Source organism: Thalassorhabdus alkalitolerans (assembly GCF_042656525.1).
Classification (GTDB): domain Bacteria; phylum Bacillota; class Bacilli; order Bacillales; family Marinococcaceae; genus Thalassorhabdus; species Thalassorhabdus alkalitolerans.
On sequence record NZ_JBHSOZ010000013.1, the window covers coordinates 1 to 559 of the forward strand.

Annotated in this window: 2 tRNA genes; both read left to right on the forward strand. The window is 44.4% G+C overall.

Annotated features, from left to right (window positions below):
- The first annotated feature begins 141 nt into the window (after window positions 1-141).
- Window positions 142-227: transfer RNA gene (locus ACFPU1_RS16465), tRNA-Leu, on the forward strand.
- A 6-nt stretch (window positions 228-233) separates the two neighbouring features.
- Window positions 234-310: transfer RNA gene (locus tag ACFPU1_RS16470), tRNA-Pro, on the forward strand.
- The last annotated feature ends 249 nt before the right edge of the window (window positions 311-559 follow it).

A 559-nucleotide genomic window follows, 5' to 3' on the forward strand; every position in this document is an offset into this window, starting at 1 on the left:
GGAAGTTAAGCTCTTCAGCGCCGATGATAATTGGGGGGCAACTCCCTGTGAAAGTAGGACGCTGCCAGGCGGTCAAGCGCTCTTTTACGGAGCGCTTTTTCCTTCTCAAGTACTTCTTATATAACAGACGAAACACTTTACGCGGGTGTGGCGGAATTGGCAGACGCGCTAGACTTAGGATCTAGTGTCTTTATGACGTGGGGGTTCAAGTCCCTTCACCCGCACCATTTCCACGGGAAGTAGCTCAGCTTGGCAGAGCACTTGGTTTGGGACCAAGGGGTCGCAGGTTCAAATCCTGTCTTCCCGACCATGAATTCCTCTCTATTGATTGTTTCCTATATTCCTAGATTGAAAAAGAATATATTTGCCATCAATTGGAAGAGAAAAACGATTGATTTCATGGCTGCAAGGTGATATACTTATTATCTTGTCGCAGCAAGTCATCAACAAGGTAGGAAAAACAAAAAAGCTATTGACACCATATTACGAAGGTGTTATGATAGTTAAGTCGCCAAAAAACGGCGAACAAGTTGTCCTTTGAAAATCGAATGAAAGTCAA